The sequence below is a fragment of the Enteractinococcus helveticum genome (assembly GCF_001657475.1).
Classification (GTDB): Bacteria; Actinomycetota; Actinomycetes; order Actinomycetales; family Micrococcaceae; genus Yaniella; species Yaniella helvetica.
On sequence record NZ_LXEY01000022.1, the window covers coordinates 442,961 to 459,216 of the forward strand.

The window sequence follows — 16,256 nt, forward strand, 5'->3', positions numbered from 1 at the left end:
TGTCAGAGGCATGTGGATTTGGTATCCACAAAGCTCGGCAACGTAGACTGTCCAGAGTATGCGGTAGCCCCCGCTAGACAATAAGATTTCGGGAGTACAAGACACGTGGCATCATTTATTGAACGGATTCTGCGAACCGGTGAGAAACGGATCCTCAAACGCCTGCGCCATTATGCGGACGCCGTCAACGCTGTTGAAGAGGACTTCACAGCACTCAGTGACGCCGAATTGCGCGCCGAAACAGACTCGTTCAAAGCCCAGATAGCCGACGGCGTCACCCTGGATACCCTATTGCCGGAAGCGTTCGCAGCAGTACGCGAAGCCGCCTCTCGGACGATCGGGTTACGTCACTTTGATGTCCAGCTCATGGGTGGTGCAGCACTGCACGAAGGCTTGATCGCCGAGATGAAAACCGGTGAAGGTAAAACACTGGTAGCTACCGCACCGGCCTATTTGAATGCCTTGTCTGGGGACCCCGTGCACATTGTGACGGTCAATGATTATCTGGCCGAATACCAATCCGAACTGATGGGTCGTATTTTCCGATTCCTGGGCATGTCAACGGGCGTCATCTCTTCCGGTCAGCCACCATCGGAACGTAAAGCGCAGTACGATGCCGACATCACCTACGGGACCAATAATGAATTCGGTTTCGACTACCTTCGCGACAACATGGTCATGAATATGGCCGATATGGTCCAACGTGGCCATGGCTTTGCGATCGTGGACGAGATTGACTCGATCCTCATTGATGAGGCCCGTACTCCGCTGATTATCTCTGGTCCTGCACAAGGCGATGTATCCGGGTGGTACTCGCAATTTGCTGCGCTGGCTCCACGCTTGAAGCTCGATGTCGACTACGAAATTGACGAAAAGAAGCGCACCGTGTCGGTTCTGGAACACGGTATCGACAAAGTTGAAGACTGGTTGGGTATTGAGAACCTCTATGAATCCGCCAATACACCACTGATCGGTCACCTCAATAACGCGATTCGTGCCAAGGAACTCTTCCTGCGCGGTCGCGAATACGAAATTGTCGACGGCGAAGTCCGGATCGTTGATGAACACACCGGGCGTATGTTGCCCGGTCGACGCCTCTCAGATGGTTTGCACCAGGCCATTGAGGCCAAGGAAAAAGTTAAGGTTCAGGCAGAAAACCAGACGCTAGCTTCCGTAACGCTGCAGAACTATTTCCGCAAGTACAAAAAACTCTCGGGTATGACCGGTACGGCTGAAACGGAAGCCGGCGAATTCATGTCGACCTACGAACTCGGCGTCGTACCAATTCCAACCCACCGTGATGTACAGCGAATCGATCAACAAGACCTCGTCTTCAAACATGAAAAGGCCAAGTTTGAGGCCGTCGTGAATGACGTCGTTGAACGTCACAAGACCAAACAGCCGATTTTGATCGGTACGACCTCGGTCGATAAGTCCGAGTATGTGTCCAAACTGTTGGCCAAAGCGGGCATCCGGCACGAGGTTCTCAACGCGAAGAACTACGCTCGTGAGGCTGCGATCATTGCTCAGGCAGGGCGACTGGGTGCTGTGACTGTGGCGACGAACATGGCTGGTCGCGGTACGGACATCATCTTGGGTGGTAACGCTGAGTTCACAGCCGTTGCTGAAATGAACCGCCGTGGTCTGGACCCTGTGGAACACGCTGAAGAATATGAAACCGTTTGGGACGAAGTCTTCGCCAAAGCTCAGGCGGACAGTGAAGAAGAACGCGAGGCTGTTCGAGCAGCCGGTGGATTGTATGTGCTGGGTACGGAACGTCACGAATCGCGTCGTATCGATAACCAGCTTCGTGGTCGGTCTGGTCGTCAGGGTGACCCAGGTGAATCACGGTTCTACCTGTCCATGACCGATGACCTTTTGCGACTCTTCAACGCAGGCATGGCCCAGCGCGTCATGAGTATGAGCAATTATCCTGACGATATGCCGCTGGAAGCCAAGATGGTAACGAAGGCAATTGAGCGCGCCCAGGCAACCGTTGAAGAACGCAACACGCAGCAACGCAAGGACCTGTTGAAATACGACCAGGTCATGAACTCGCAGCGTGAAGCAATTTACGACGACCGACGCCATATTCTTGAAGGCGAAGATCTGGAATCCCGAGTCTACGAGTTCATCGAAGGCTCCATCTCTGACATTGTTGACGAAGCATATCTTGTCGAGAGCAATGAAGAGGTTGATGGCGACCAACTTTGGCAGAACCTCAAAGGGCTCTATCCGGTATCGCTGACCGAAGAAGATATCGAATCCGAGTTGGGATCGTTATCATCGATTAAACCGGCCGATATGAAACGCGAGCTGGTCTCGGACGCGAAGGTTCTCTACGGTATTCGCGAAGAAGAACTTGGTGAAGAACTCTTACGCGACCTAGAACGTCGTGTACTGCTTGAAACCATTGGCCAGAAGTGGCAAGAGCATCTCTATGAGATGGACTATCTCCGTGAAGGTGTTGGACTGCGTGCTATGGCACAGCGGGATCCTCTCGTAGAATACCAGCGAGAAGGCCACACCATGTTCCAGTCCATGATGCAGGCTATTCGCGAAGAAACCGTTTACAAACTCTTCCATCTGAAGGTCCGCAAACCTGAAGTAAAAATCGGTTCGAAGATGCCCGGTGTTGCCGCTGATTTCTCCCAGATTGCGAACTTTGGTGCTCAACGCCAGCAACCACTGCAATATTCTGGACCCTCCGCGTCAACGCCAGGTACAGCCACTACACAGACTCGCGCAGCTGATGGTCAACAGGTCAAGACCGCTCAGAAGTCTCGTGCAGAACGAAAAGCAGAAGAGCGTGAAGCTCGTAAAGCCGCAAAGAAAGCTCGTCGGGACGTCTAACCGACTTCAAAAGCGATAACCCTCCAGCGGTCGCGGTGCAACTGTAAACGCATCGCGATCGCTCGAGCACGCTGGCCTACACGAATGGTCATGGATGCTTCCCATTCCCCATTGGCTTTGGGCGATGCACGAACCCCAAGGGTTTCAATCGAAGGCACTTTTTTCGATCCCTCCTCTCCACGTCGGGCGGCCAAATACTTTTCATTGACGCTATGTTCGACTCGCGCCCGGAGTTTTTGAAAGAGTTCCAGTTCCATCCATGAGCTCAGCTGCATGTAGGGGCGGATTCCCAATTCAGCTTCAATAAAAGCTGCCCCAATGGTCTGAGTCATCTTTTTGATCGACGCCAATTGCTGACGATACCGTCGGTCCATCGTCTGGGACGAAGGAGTCCTCCGGGCAGGAAATACGCTCGTCAGTTTTCTGGGTTTCAAGAATTTTGATGGCTCATATTCATCCACCGGATCCATGGGCACCTCATCTAACCGAGCCACCTGCCGAACATCCGTGGCCAACAGGTTTGAGACGGGCGTGATTTGTAATTGCTGTTGTGGCACAGGCCGTAAGTGTGACGGGCTCGGGACGGCGTGTGGAGTGTGACCTGGTTCTTCGGGGACGGATGGCTCATGAAGTGCTGTAGACATACTCATTTCCTCTTTTCAGTGTGAGAATGATCGATTGTTTAATCGGTGAACGGCGGAATCTCGAGAATGGTTCCCGGTTGTATGGTGTGTGGGTCGCTGCCTAGGAGTTGGTAGTTGTGCTCCCACCACTGTCTCCAGCGAGCGTCAATCTGAAACAGGGTCGCATCTGCACCAAGTTCGTAATGGGCAATGTCCCACAGGCAATCGCCTGCTTTGACCACGAATGTTTCGGTCTGTGTGGTGTTGTTGCTGGGTCGTGGTGTCGACAGATGCGGCGAGACAGGAACTGGCTGCGGTGTGAACGTGCCTGATTGGTGATTCTTGCCCTCTCCATCTGACGCCTCAGGGTGAGCGGGGAGAGACTCCACCGGAATAGTTGAGGTCTGGCGCGGAGTTGGGAGGATTTGTGCTTCGCTACTGGCAATGGCAGAGGGTTCGGGTGACACTTCGACGTGGCTTGTCTGCCGAGGCTTGGACGTAAGAGGAAGCTCTGTTGCACTTGGGGTGGCGCCATGGACGGGTGCCGTCAGTGCGCTCGGGTCAGGAGACGGGCTAGGAGATTGAAAGCCCGATGGGTCTTCCTGTGCGTGCTGGTTCGCTTCCGTAGGGGTTGCCACGTACGGCATGAATCCTTCTTGCTGAGAAATGCTCGGTGTCTCAGCCGGAGTGCTGTCATCTTCTGGGGCGGCGACAGCTTGGGAAGAAAATGCCAGCTGTGCGCCGAGGACAGAAATAAGGATGCGACGAAGAAACTTCGGGGTGAACAGTTCAGACCAGTATGTAAGTGCAGCATGTCGAGTCTTGACCCCGATTATGTATGTCATGCCTGCAACTAAGAAGATCACCCAGACGGCGGCCAGAGCCGCGCCAATAAGACCGCATAGTAAAGCGATCCAGTATTCCAGGGTATGCAGCGAGGAAGTTGCTGGCTGTGATTTCCAGGATTGGCCCATCCACCAGAGGAGCGGTCCGGATATCACCCCAAGTATGGCTAGCAAGATATCTTCTACGCCAGCTCGATGCTTCTCGTTCGTCGTATCGATCGTCATACTCTCTCCTGAAACGGTGGTGTCGAGGATGACAGTAGTTTGGCAGAGCCGTTATTTGAATGTCAATGAGTCAATTTCTTATTGTTAGATGCCGTTTGATTCATTTTGAGCGATTAGGCGCGACTTGCCTGCGCAGAGTTCTCGAGTTGGTTGGTAGTTAGCGTGCGATCAACCCGTGAATTCAAGCGGATCTGGTTTTAGGGTGAACTCATGCGATGGAATGATTTATTTGCTGATCTCGAAGCTCAGCTGCAATTTGGTCACTGGGAGGCTGTTGAACAAGATGCTGCCGAACTGACTCGTGGCTTATGGGCAGAGTTGACCTTGATGGATCGCCTGCGTGGGGCATTGGGCCAACGCGTCCGGATGGTTTTGGCGGATGGGCGGATTCAAGTCATTGACCTCAAGGCTGTTGGGCCTGCCTGGGTCGGTGGCATTGACGAGACAAGTTCAGTCATCATCTTGCGGGATGCCATCCTGGGGATTGACACAGATTTGAATCGAGCAGTTGTGCCATCTCGTCCCTTACATGCCGGCCCGAGCGTGCTGGCTATTTACCGGGCATTGGCGCGACGTCGTGAACCGGTGCAAGTTGTCTCACGGCAGGGCACAACGTTAGCTGAAGGAACGATCGACCGCGTCGGGAAGGATCACATCGACATGGCGATGCATGCACGTGATGAGTTCCGGCGTTCATCGTCGGTGCAGGGGTGGCGCATTATCCCAACTGATGCAATCCAACTCGTAAGGGCTTCGCCCATGGGCCTTGATGACATAGCGTGACGAGCTAGAAGTCCTACTGATGCTGGTCGGTGTGCTGTTCTTCCGCTACACGCTGGCGCTGCTCTTCGTGGAGCTGTTCGATGAATTGCTCGAACTTCTGGGAATCAACGCGCCACTGACCACGACCGCCGATCTGGAAAGCTTCAAGTTCGCCTTTGAGCACCATGTTGCGCACGGCGGCGGCTGAGATCTGGAGTTCTTCTGCAACATCCGTCAGGGTCATAAAGCGGGCCACTGCAGCTCCTGTATCGGCAAATTTGGGGATCTTTGATGATTTTAGAATACGTGAGATGCCGAGTGTTCACAAGTGATGCGATATGCGTTAGCCTGACCGTGAATCGCATCTCTAAAAGTTCCTCCGAATATGGGGTGACCAGCCCTTTTATTCTTTCATGCGATTCGCCACAGTAGATGACTGTAACCGCCCTTGAGGAAGACCCATGAACGATAAAATCGTAGAAGCCCCACGTATCCGCACACCTGGATGGCGCGACCCGCGCTTGATCGTGGGCGTTATTCTTGTTGTCCTATCAGTCGCCGGGGTCGTAGCGCTGATGCAATCTGCAGACTCTCGGCAGGGCTACTGGGCGGCGTCGGTTGATATCGTGCCTGGAGTCAAGATGAAACCTGAAGACTTCCACGTCGTTCAAGCCAGCATGTCTGAGGCCTCGGATATGTATTGGTCGGCCGAACAGGACCTGCCTTCGGAATTTTATGTGGCCTCAACAGTCTTGCAAGGTGAGTTCCTAGCCCACCGACAAGTCAATGAAGCTGACCCAGGCGGACGACAGCAAGTGGGGATTCGAGTTTCGGAAGATATGCCGGCTTCGGTTGCAACCGGCTCACGAGCCGATGTGTGGGTTGCACTGGCGGATTCAGACGGTCGAGGCTTCGAGGAACCACACAAACTCATCACCAGTGCAGAAGTTGTGGGTATTGACGACAACACGTCCACGTTTGCTGCCGCAGACACCACCACCGTGTACTTGATGCTCTCACAAGATGCTCTACCCGGGGTTTTAGACGCTCAGGCTAATGGGGCGAAGATATCGCTGGTGCCCTCCATTTCGGGAGATTGATTTTGAAATGGCAGTACTCAATGTTGCAACAACCATCAACCCGCGTTTTGATCATGTCACCCCGATCGAGTCCACACGCTCGGATGTGACGATAACCCACCGATGTCATATCTTTGCCGAGCTGATGGCGGTGGCTCGTTCTGGGCTGGTGGATATTGTCCTGGTGGCCGATGATTTAGACCTGGTGACTTTGGAGACCCTACAACAACTGAACAACAGCGATGACAGAGCTCCTAAGCTGGCTGCCATTAGCGACGTCGTTGACGATCGTCAGCGATTGACTGAACTGGGTATTCCCGTGGTCTCACCGCAATTGTCGGGTGCCGAACTCGTCGCGTGGCTAGAAAATGTTGACGATCACCGGCAGATTCCACAAACTCAGGGCGACTCGGCATTGAGCCCGGCAGATCTGCAAGTCCTTGCAGAACTCGATCCCGATGCCACGCCCTTGCGGCGTCGCGGTCGCCGAGCAAGACCATATGACCCGACCAAGGATCTACCCGAGAACTCACGTGCTTCTGCTATAACTGCCGATGCCGGCGTGGGGCAGGATGATTTTGAGATGGACGTCCTCAATAATGGGGGCGCACCCAGTGAAAGCGCCAGCCTGGATGACGTCGACTTTGGATCAGCCCAGCGTGCTGAGGATTTCCCGGCTGTTGACGTTGGCGAAGTTGAAACGCCAACTGGGCCAGCAGGTAACAATCGCGGCCAGATCGCTGCCGTCTGGGGACCGATAGGTTCGCCCGGCGTGACAACTATCGCGGTAAATTTAGCGGTGGAAGCGGCACTGGTGGGGCATCGTACGCTGCTGATTGACGCAGATACCTATGGGGCTGCGGTCTCGGTGCATCTGGGACTATTAGAAGACACAGCAGCCATTGCCCAGGCCTGCCGTGCGGCCGAACATCGTGGTCTGGATACCGCAAATTTAGCGCGCTTTACACAGCGGGTCACCGTTCAAGGAGCCGCAGTAGATGTGCTCACCGGGTTGACGCGTCCAGAACGTTGGCCACAAGTGCGTGCGGCGGCGTGGGCACACGTCTTGGATGTCGCACGTGAGGGCTGGGATGTCATTATTGTCGACTGTGGATTCGGCCTTGAAGAAGACGAGGAACTCAGTTTTGACATTCCTGCACCGCAGCGCAACGCCACCACCATCACCGCTGTGAGAAATGCCGATACCGTGATAGCAGTTGGCACCGGCGACCCGGTTGGGTTTGTCAGGTTCATGAAAGACCTAGACCACCTGATCGAAACAACCGACAGCGACATCGTGCCAATCGTCAATAAGGTCACCCCTATGACAACAGGTCTGACTCCGAAACGGCAACTGCGTAGCGTTTGGGAACGTTTCGGGCCGAAAGTGGGCTTGGAACAATTTATCGGGTGGGCCCCGGAAGTTGCCGCTGGGGCGTTACTGTCTGGCAAAGCCCTGGCAGAAAGTGCTCCGAAGGCTGAGGTCCGGCTGGCGATCCAACGACTCATGCAGGCATGTGTGCCCAACGCGGCAACTGCCGCGAACGACTCCTCGCCGAAGCCGAAAGCCTTGTCAACACCGCGGGCCAAACTGTTGAAATTCACCAAGAACTCTTAACCGAACGCCTCGACAAACTTTTTGGGTGCGGTCACGAACCAGATTGTGCATCAACCCTGTTTTCAGACCTGGTCAGAAGCTAGGGTGATGGGTGGCGGCAATGGCGCCGTCACCCTGAAAGATTTTCAACAGAAAGTTGCATGATGCCCGCGAACGAACCGTTGTGGACAGCGCCGTCCACGGATAGTCCCGTCGAAGCGACAAATAAGCTTACCCGAGCCTATTTTCGACATGTTGGCCCAGAAGATCAGCGAGTCCTCGGCGAGCAAGGTCGTGACGAGATGGTGCAATGTCACCTGGAACTTGCCGTCAAAGCCGCCGGCAAACCAAAAATTGCCATCCGGCACTATCCGCGGCACGCCGTAGTTCAGGTTGTCCACCCAGACATCCGGTTCTTGGTCGACTCGGTATCAGCCGAACTCAATAAGATGGACGTGCCCATCTCGGTGGTCGTCCACCCCATCGTGGTCGCCCAACACGCAGACGACGACGGCCAACTCACCGATATTTTTGAACTCCCCGCGCACCCGCCCAGGATCTCAGGCGACCGGGTCATGCCGCTGGAACAAATTCCGCCATCTCCCGAGGGCTACCACGCGGAACTGCAATCCTGGATTTCCATCCAAACCGGTATACCGTTGCAACCAGAACAAGCCGAACTTCTGGTGGCGGCCATCGAGGCGTCGCTGTCCGATGTGCGTGCCGCAAACACTGATTACGAAGAACTGAAACACGCTGCGACCAATACCGCCCAGGCGCTGCGAACCGAGGGCCCGGATTGGGCCCAAGATATCGAACCGGCTGCCCGTCTGTTGGAGTGGATGCGCGATGATAATTTCGTGTTCCTGGGCTATCGCGAATACGAGCTGGCCACCAATGAGCATGGGCAACAGTACCTGGCCGCCAATATGGAAACCGGACTGGGCATCATGCGGGACCAAACATCAACCGCACAGCCGCTGACCGCACTGGGGCAGCAACAAATTGATAAGCCCCAGCCGCTGATCATCACCAAAACCAACTCGCGTTCACGGGTGTATCGCAACGCCTACATGGATTTTATCGGCGCCAAAAAATATAACGACGACGGCGAGGCCATCGGGGAACGCCGATTCATTGGACTGTGGCGTCCCACATTGACCTCGGTTCCGATCGACCAGGTGCCCTATGCCCACGAACTTGCCGACCAGGTCCGCGCGGAAGCAGGATTCGACCCGCAATCACACTCGGGCGCCGCGCTGAATCATGAGCTCGAGCGGTATCCGCGCGACGAAATGATGCAAATGAGCCCCAAAGAGTTACTCGACACGATGCTGGGCATCTTGTCCTTGGGCCAACGTCGCAAAACCCGGCTGTTTTTGAGACCAGATATCTATGGCCGATTCATGACAGCCATGGTGTATCTGCCGCGCGATCGGTACAACACATCGGTGCGGTTGCGGATCCAAGAGGTTCTGGTGGATCACCTCAACGCGACCTCGCTGGACTTCAACGTCTACCTCGATGAATCGGTGCTGGCCCGATTGTTCTACCGCATCCAATTACCCAAAGATTGGGACGGCTATGACCAGGTTGACCACGACCTGATCGAAGAAGACCTCGTGATGGCCGTACGGTCCTGGAAAGAAGGTGTGGACATCCAGGCTGTCGCCGTCTTTGGCGAAAACTCCGGAGTCGAAGCCGCTCAGGTCTGGGATGAGGCATTCCCGCCGAACTACCGGGTGCGCTTTGAAATCGATGACGCGATGGAAGATATTTCGCGTTTCACCGCTCTGGAAGAGGACCGGCCCGCCATTTATCTGGTGCCAGGGGAGGTGGGGGCGCGCATGAAAATTTATTCGGTCCAGCCCATCACCTTGACCACGCTGATGCCGATCCTGGGGGAGCTGGGGGTGCAAGTCACCGATGAGTACCCGTTCCGTATTTCACCGCGCAATAGAGACGACTATTATCTCTACGACGTCGGGCTACTTGCCGGCGAGGACGTGAACCTCTCCAGCGTGGCACAGCTCCTGGAGGATACGGTTGCCTCGGCTATCGCCGGGCATATTGACGCCGATGCCTTCAACAAACTGGTGCTTCACCAGGGTATTTCCCCCGAAATGGTGGCAGTACTGCGTGCCTACGGACACTATCTGCGGCAATTGCAGTTACCCAACTCGCTGCAATTCATGGCCGAGGTGCTGTTGGCCAATCCAGGAGTCACCGCCGGATTAGTGGAATACTTCCACACGCGCTTTGCCCCGGATCTAGCCGGTGTTGGTGACGAACTCGACGGGGTGGCCTCGCAGGCACGAGCCACCCAGCTCGATGACATCGTGGCCAAGCTGCACGAACGCTTCGACAAAATCCCAACCTTAGACGCCGACCGGTTGCTTCGCCACTATCTGACGGTCATGCAAGCCACGGATAGAACGAATGCTTATACCGGCCACGGGTGGCTCAGCTTTAAGATCGCACCACAACGGATCCCATTTGCGCCACATCCGCAACCGTTGCATGAAATCTGGGTGCACTCACCACAGGTCTCCGGCGTGCATTTCCGGTTCGGGGCGATTGCTCGCGGTGGGCTGCGGTGGTCGGACCGTCGAGAAGACTTCCGCACCGAAGTGCTGTCCCTGGTACAAACCCAACAAACCAAGAACGCCGTCATTGTGCCCCAGGGCGCCAAGGGAGGCTTCTATGCGCACCGTCTGCCAGATCCCACGGTCGATCGAGAAGCCTGGCTTGAAGCCGGTCGCGCAGCCTATCGAACCTTCATGCGCGGCATGCTGGACATCACCGATAACCAGCGCACCATCGAAGGACAACGCGTGACCTGGACTCGTGACAATATTATTCGCCACGATGGCACGGATACCTACCTGGTCGTAGCGGCAGATAAGGGGACCGCCGGTTTTTCGGATACCGCAAACGAAATCGCCGCCGAATACGGCCATTGGCTCGGTGATGCCTTCGCCTCCGGTGGGTCGGTGGGCTACGACCACAAAGGCATGGGCATTACCGCTCGCGGTGCGTGGGAGTCAGTGAAATCGCATTTCGGCACACTGGGCATAGATGTGACAGCCGAACCGTTCACGGTCGTGGGCATCGGCGATATGTCTGGTGATGTGTTCGGCAACGGTATGCGCCGATCTCGTCACACCAAACTGATCGCTGCCTTCAACCACCTGCACATCTTTATTGACCCCAATCCAGATCCAGAAGTTTCCTTCGAAGAACGCGAACGCCTCTACCATTTGCCTCGCTCGTCGTGGAGTGACTACAACCCGGAGCTGATTTCTGCAGGTGGCGGTGTCTTTGACCGTACCGCTCGCTCGGTGGAAATCACCGAGCCGATGCGCAAGGTCTTTGCTATCGATCAGGCCATCACGGAAATGACGCCGAACGAACTGCTCAAGGTAATTCTGCAAGCCCCGGTGGATTTGATCTATAACGGCGGTATCGGAACCTACATCAAATCATCAGAAGAAACTCACGACCAGGTCGGAGACCGTGCCAACGACCAGATTCGGGTCAACGGTTCCCAGGTGCGTGCTCGCGTGGTTGGTGAAGGCGGAAACCTTGGTGCTACCCAGGCCGGACGTGTTGAAGCAGCCCTCAACGGGGTGTTAATCAACATGGACGCGATCGACAACTCAGGTGGTGTCGACGCCTCGGACCATGAAGTCAATATCAAGATCTTGATCGATACGATGCTTGAAGAAGATCTCATCGCCCCTGAGGAACGCACCGAGCTATTGCTGTCGATGACCGACGAGGTGGCAGAGCTGGTTCTGAAAACCAACGTGTCCCAGAATGCGTTATTACGTCTGGAAGAAGGACTCGACGCGGAATGGACCCCGACGCTGATCCGCCACACCGCGTGGCTGGAAGAACACGCCGGGCTGGATCGAGAACAAGAGGCTATCCCTTCCGAAGAGGAACTTCGCCAGCGCATGGAACAAGGTAAGGGGTTCGTCACTCCTGAGCTAGCGATCCTTGCCTCATATACCAAGATTCAGATGATGCACGACCTGCTGGAATCTGAAATGGTCGACGATGAATGGTTCAACGACTGGCTCTATGCGTATTTTCCAAAAACCTTGCAGCAACGAGCTGGTCGAACGGTCTTGAATCACCCGTTAGCCAGGGAGATTATTGCGATGTCGGTTGCAAATCATGTGGTCGACACCGGGGGTATCACCACCGTATTCCGTGCCCAAGAAGAAACCGGAGCCGACGTTCACACCGTTGTCGAATCGTTTTTGGCGGGCCAGTGGATCTATGAGATCAATGAGTACCGTGAAGAACTCCATGCGTTGCCACGAAGCGTCGATCCGGATGTTCGATGGGAGATTGGATTCCGGCTGCGTCGTCTCACAGATCGAATTACCCGGTGGATTATCCACCACCAGCGTGCCGATCTGACCATGCAACAACGTATCTCGGCCTACCTGGAACCGGTGACCGAATTGATTCCAGAAATTTCTGGAGCATTCGTGGGGGATACCAACCGCAGGTTTGAATCCGATCGTGATCGCTTGATCGAAGCTGGCTTCGAGCCGCAGCTGGCCGTTCGCACCTCACGCATGTTCGAAGCGTATTCGCTGATGGACATCGTGGACCTGGCCGCTCGTCTCGATGAAGATCCCAAGCGTGTCATCGGAGTGTTTTTTGCCCTGCATGATGTATTCAACGTCAGCTACCTGCTGGATCTCATCAGTGGCCTGTCTCGGGAAACCCGGTGGGACTCATTGTCCAGAGTGTCGATGCGTGAGGAACTTTACTCCTGGCTTACCGAACTTACTGGTGAAGTCTTGACGACCGAGGGCATCGAAGAGCGTTCGCCAGCCGAAGCACTGGCCCACTGGGAATCCGACCACCTCCGGCGTGTGGCACGCGTTCGCAGTTTCCTAACCCAGGTAACAGAACAATTCGATGCCCAGACCATGCACGAAGACACGGACCTTGCCATGATGACTGTAGTCTTGCGCCGACTGCGCAGTTTGATCCTGTAATCGCCGCACCGCTTCGCAAAACCCGGGAGTCGAGACTACGCTACAAACATGCATACCTCGACTCCTGGGTCTTTTGTTGACCAGCGGCACGCACCACGATTAGAGCTCATTACCGCCGAATGGCAGATCGCAGCAGATCTCTCGTTCTGCGACATGGTGTTGTGGTATCCACACGACGGGTCATATATTGCCATGGCACAGGCTCGACCCGTGACCGCCCAAACCACGCTGCCACAAGACATGACCGGAACCACGCCTCCGGCAAGTATGGGCCCGGTACTAGAGCGAGTCTTTACCAGCGGACAACCCTTCACACAAACCAGCGACGACGTGGGTGGTCCACCCGGTGTGTCTGCCTGGCCCGTGGTCGGGCAGGACGAAACCATGGCGGTGGTAACCGTCCACCAAAATCTGGTCTCACAACGTCACACCTCACGGCTGGAAGAAGTCTACCGACAATCCGCAAACGATCTATTCGTTATGATCGCCCACGGCACCTGGCCGGCGCAAGATTCCAAGGCGTCGTCGACAAGTCATGGGAATCCGCGAGTGGGGGATGGGTTGGTCCGCATCGACGCCCACGGACTGATCACCTATGCTTCGCCGAACGCGACGTCGGCTTTTCGAAAACTCGGCATCAGAGATGCCGTCGACGGGCGTCAGCTTTCGAGACTAGTGACCAATCAACTTGATCTCAATCTGCCCATCGACGAGGTTATGCCCACAGTTCTGTTTGGACGCCAGTCAGCCCGAGTCGATATCGAAACCCGCAATATCGTCCTGTCAGCACGTTCGATTCCCCTGCTAGACGATCAAGGCCAACACTTCGCCGCCCTGGTGTTGCTCCGAGACATCACCGAGATTCGTCGCAGGGACGAACAACTCATCAGCAAAGACGCCACCATCCGAGAGATCCATCACCGGGTGAAGAATAATCTGCAGACCGTGGGGTCCCTGCTCCGGATGCAGTCGCGGCGAATGAAATCCGACGACGCACGCCAGGCGCTCCTGCAGGCTATGTCGAGAGTCGATGCGATCGCCTTGGTCCACGAAACCCTGTCGCAGACCATGGAAACTACCGTTGACATGGACGACCTCTTGAATCGTCAGTTTACGATGGCCGTTGAGATTGCAGCAGGCTCGCATCCGGTGTCGACCCGGATTGAAGGAAGCTTTGGACAGTTGCCAGGTCACCTAGCCACTCCATTGGCCCTGGTAGTCAATGAGTTAGCCACAAATGCCGTTGAACATGGCACGGGCCCGGATGGCGGGATGATCTCATTGCTGACCAAACGGGTTCATACGCCTGGCCAGCCCCATCCGTATTTGAAAGTCGAAGTCCTTGATGAAGGTGTCGTGGATGGTCCCGAGGCGACCGCAGCGATCGGTAGCGGCTTGGGTACTCAGATTATTCGGACCCTTGTGGAATCTGATCTTCGTGGTTCGATCAGTTGGGAACGCCAGTTACCCGATAAATTCGGAGCCGCAGGTACTCGGGCCGTTGTATTGATTCCACTTGACCATTAGATATTTGGAAAACAAAAGGTCGGTGTCACATCATGTGCAACACCGACCTTTTGAAAAATATCTGTGGTTATGAGGCGCGACGAGCGCGAGCCTTACGACGTTTCAGTGCACGGCGTTCGTCTTCGCTCATGCCGCCCCAGACACCAGAGTCTTGACCGCTCTCAATTGCCCATTGCAGACAGACTTCTTGAACTGGGCAGGTACGGCAGATTGCTTTCGCTTCTTCTATCTGCAGTAATGCAGGGCCAGTATTACCTACTGGAAAGAACAGTTCCGGGTCTTTGTCAAGACAGGCTGCTTTACTGCGCCAATCCATTATAATCGCTCCCTAAAAGACGCTTTGTAAGCGTGAGATAAAAGTGCCTTGTGATCGGTAATTAAAAACGCGTCAGTCTAGATGACACGTGGTGTGTCCCATAAAGACAAACAGATTACGGATCTCCATTAATATGTTATGAACAAGCTTTTCACGGAGTGTGCACCTCTTCAAGAGCTTTTCTGAGAATTCTTCGGAAAACCGCGAGTTGTTAATCACATTGAAGGTTAAATGTGGTTAGCGATGATGCGGCGATCACATTAAGGGCGCGTAAATGAAGATACGCTGAGACGGGCATCTTTTTTGTCTTACATTCGATTTTTAGTCATGGAGTTACGACATGTCACAGTCACCACAGAGCACTCAAGCGTCTCTTCTCGTCAGGGTCGTGGTTCTAGTGGTCTTAGGTCAGGCCGTCGCGCTTTTGGTCAACGCCGTCTTAACGATTGTGGGGAGCGGGACGGGTCAGCTGCCGGTCTCAGCGGTTATCTTCCTGGTTTTCTTGTATTTACTTGGAACCGTCTGGCTGGTCGCTGCCGCTGTCGGAGTGAATAAAGGCAAGGCATGGCCGCGCGGTGCGCTGATCGTCGCAGAAGTGTTGGCGGTCATTGTTTCATTTACCTATTTCCAACTTGGCGACATTTTGCTGGGAACTGCGCTGATAGTATCGGGCGGCGTCGTGCTGATCTTGCTGTTTACTCCGGCGCTGAACAATCATCTTGTGCAACGCCGGAGTCGGGATTAGTCGTTAGTTGACTGGTCCGGTGTATTTTTCACCGGGGCCTTGGCCTGGTGGGTCAGGCACGATGGATTCCTCGCGGAATGCCAGCTGCAGACTCCGCAGGCCGTCCCGTAGTGGTGCAGCGTGAGCTGAGCCCATGTCAGGAGCGCCGGCAACAATGAGTCCGGCAAGGGCGGTGATGAGCTTGCGTGCCTCATCAAGGTCAATATGGTCTCGGGCATTCGGCATGTCGCCCAAACCAACTTTGACAGCAGCGGCTGTCATCAGGTGCACAGCTGTCGTGGAGATAACTTCGGCGGCCGGTACTTCGTGGATCTCGCGAACTTGATTCTCGACGTCATCCAGCCCGAATGCATATACACCGTCTTGGGTGTGATCATGTGGTTCAGTCATACGTCTAAGCTTGGCATAACTTCTGCCTGAAAATTTCACTGGGACGGAATTTTCGTGCATAGAGGAGGCGCAAGGCCTATTGCATTGAATTGAGATCATCGGTCGAACATGATATGGTTTATCGACGTATGACAAGTGGAGGTTTCCTCCCACCCGCCGACGGATTCACATCTTGTTATCGGGTAGCCCGAATGGAAGCATAGGCTTTCTTCGATGAGTCGATAGCACCCCTGTGCTATCGGTTTAGCCTCCACTGTCTTTACAGGGAGGCAT

The 16,256-nt window shown here is 54.9% G+C and carries 12 protein-coding genes; 7 read left to right on the top strand and 5 right to left on the bottom strand.

What is annotated here, in order from left to right:
- Window positions 1-105: 105 nt before the first annotated feature.
- Entirely contained in the window at window positions 106-2,853 is a 2,748-nt protein-coding gene (secA, locus tag A6F49_RS14160) for a preprotein translocase subunit SecA (RefSeq protein ID WP_043058560.1), read from the top strand.
- On the opposite strand, the gene A6F49_RS14165 is transcribed toward secA, so the two are convergent.
- Window positions 2,850-3,497: an Rv3235 family protein gene (locus tag A6F49_RS14165; RefSeq protein ID WP_043058559.1), complete on the bottom strand. Its 648-nt coding sequence runs from the start codon at window positions 3,495-3,497 to the stop codon at window positions 2,850-2,852. The genes secA and A6F49_RS14165 overlap by 4 nt on opposite strands.
- A gap of 38 nt (window positions 3,498-3,535) precedes the next feature.
- Window positions 3,536-4,546 carry a LysM peptidoglycan-binding domain-containing protein gene (locus tag A6F49_RS14170; protein WP_043058558.1) on the bottom strand — a complete coding sequence of 337 codons (1,011 nt, stop codon included), beginning with the start codon at window positions 4,544-4,546 and terminating at the stop codon, window positions 3,536-3,538.
- A 210-nt stretch (window positions 4,547-4,756) separates the two neighbouring features.
- Here A6F49_RS14170 and A6F49_RS14175 point away from each other — a divergent pair, with 210 nt between their 5' ends.
- Entirely contained in the window at window positions 4,757-5,329 is a 573-nt protein-coding gene (locus tag A6F49_RS14175) for a hypothetical protein (protein WP_043058557.1), read from the top strand.
- Between the two features lie 13 nt (window positions 5,330-5,342).
- Here A6F49_RS14175 and A6F49_RS14180 read toward each other — a convergent pair whose 3' ends face one another.
- Window positions 5,343-5,564 (bottom strand): helix-turn-helix domain-containing protein, encoded by a 222-nt coding sequence (locus A6F49_RS14180; RefSeq protein WP_043058556.1) that lies wholly within the window; start codon window positions 5,562-5,564, stop codon window positions 5,343-5,345.
- A gap of 205 nt (window positions 5,565-5,769) precedes the next feature.
- Between A6F49_RS14180 and A6F49_RS14185 the strand changes: the two genes are divergently transcribed.
- The 4 genes from A6F49_RS14185 (at window position 5,770) to A6F49_RS14200 (ending at window position 14,532) form a co-directional block, all read left to right on the top strand.
- A complete protein-coding gene (locus A6F49_RS14185) occupies window positions 5,770-6,408 on the top strand; it encodes a hypothetical protein (RefSeq protein WP_043058555.1) in 639 nt (212 codons plus the stop codon).
- A 7-nt stretch (window positions 6,409-6,415) separates the two neighbouring features.
- On the top strand, window positions 6,416-8,005 hold the full coding sequence (locus A6F49_RS14190) for an AAA family ATPase (protein WP_052504965.1): 1,590 nt from the start codon (window positions 6,416-6,418) through the stop codon (window positions 8,003-8,005).
- 140 nt (window positions 8,006-8,145) lie between these two features.
- Window positions 8,146-13,005: an NAD-glutamate dehydrogenase gene (locus A6F49_RS14195; protein ID WP_052504964.1), complete on the top strand. Its 4,860-nt coding sequence runs from the start codon at window positions 8,146-8,148 to the stop codon at window positions 13,003-13,005.
- Between the two features lie 48 nt (window positions 13,006-13,053).
- Entirely contained in the window at window positions 13,054-14,532 is a 1,479-nt protein-coding gene (locus A6F49_RS14200; protein ID WP_043058554.1) for a sensor histidine kinase, read from the top strand.
- A 67-nt stretch (window positions 14,533-14,599) separates the two neighbouring features.
- Here the strand turns inward: A6F49_RS14200 and A6F49_RS14205 are convergent, their stop codons facing one another.
- Window positions 14,600-14,848: a WhiB family transcriptional regulator gene (locus A6F49_RS14205; protein ID WP_043058553.1), complete on the bottom strand. Its 249-nt coding sequence runs from the start codon at window positions 14,846-14,848 to the stop codon at window positions 14,600-14,602.
- Window positions 14,849-15,188: 340 nt separating this feature from the next.
- On the opposite strand from A6F49_RS14205, the gene A6F49_RS14210 reads away from it, so the two are divergent.
- A complete protein-coding gene (locus A6F49_RS14210; protein ID WP_043058552.1) occupies window positions 15,189-15,593 on the top strand; it encodes a hypothetical protein in 405 nt (134 codons plus the stop codon).
- Between the two features lie 3 nt (window positions 15,594-15,596).
- Here the strand turns inward: A6F49_RS14210 and A6F49_RS14215 are convergent, their stop codons facing one another.
- Complete coding sequence (locus A6F49_RS14215; RefSeq protein WP_043058551.1) at window positions 15,597-15,983, bottom strand: DUF1844 domain-containing protein; 387 nt, start codon at window positions 15,981-15,983, stop codon at window positions 15,597-15,599.
- Between the last annotated feature and the right edge of the window lie 273 nt (window positions 15,984-16,256).